Origin of the sequence: Salinarimonas soli (genome assembly GCF_008386575.1) — a bacterium.
GTDB lineage: Bacteria > Pseudomonadota > Alphaproteobacteria > Rhizobiales > Beijerinckiaceae > Salinarimonas_A > Salinarimonas_A soli.
In genome coordinates, this window is sequence record NZ_VUOA01000074.1 from 1 (window position 1) to 234 (window position 234).

The following is a 234-nucleotide window of genomic DNA, read 5'->3' on the forward strand; positions in this document are numbered from 1 at the left end:
CCTGCAGCACGAGGCCGCCCGTGTCGGTGACGATGTGGCGCTTGCGCCCTTTCACCCGCTTGGCGGCATCGGTGCCGCGCGGGCCGCCGCTCTCGGTGGTGGCCACGCTCTGCGAGTCGATGATCGCCAGCGTGGGACAGGGCGGGCGGCCCTGGCCTGTTCGGGCCTGCTCGACGAGGCGGCGGTTGAGGCGCTCCCACACGCCCGTGTCACGCCAGCCGTAGAAGTAGCGCT

Annotated in this window: 1 protein-coding gene; it reads right to left on the bottom strand. The window is 72.6% G+C overall.

The window, feature by feature from the left end:
- A partial coding sequence (locus F0L46_RS25250) for a transposase (protein ID WP_368732176.1) occupies positions 1-234 on the bottom strand: 234 nt, incomplete at both ends.